1 protein-coding gene is annotated in these 369 nt (G+C 64.2%); it reads right to left on the reverse strand.

Features of this window, described 5'->3' with window-relative positions; translation table 11 throughout:
• Nucleotides 1–369: ATP-binding cassette domain-containing protein (locus QWI17_RS01550; protein WP_302720731.1), on the reverse strand; the 369-nt coding region annotated here is incomplete at both ends.

Below are 369 nucleotides of genomic sequence, written 5' to 3' on the forward strand. Positions count from 1 at the left end.
GAGGTTGTCGCGGATGTGGCTGATGTGGAACTCCTGCAGCAGGCTTTCCAGTTCCTTGCGCCGGCCATCGCGGTCGAGGTCCTTGCGGGTCTCGAGGATGGCCATGATGTTGTCGGCCACCGAAAGCTTGCGGAAGATCGAGGCTTCCTGCGGCAGGTAGCCGATGCCGGCGCGCGCGCGGCCGTGCATGGGCTGGTGGCTGACATCGAGGTTGTCGATCAGGACACGACCCTGCTCGGCCTGGACCAGGCCGACGATCATGTAGAAGCAGGTGGTCTTGCCGGCACCGTTCGGGCCGAGCAATCCGACGATCTGGCCGCTGTCGATCGACAGGCTGACATCACGTACGACCTGGCGCCCCTTGTAGCT

The organism is Gilvimarinus gilvus (genome assembly GCF_030518155.1).
Taxonomy (GTDB): domain Bacteria; phylum Pseudomonadota; class Gammaproteobacteria; order Pseudomonadales; family Cellvibrionaceae; genus Gilvimarinus; species Gilvimarinus gilvus.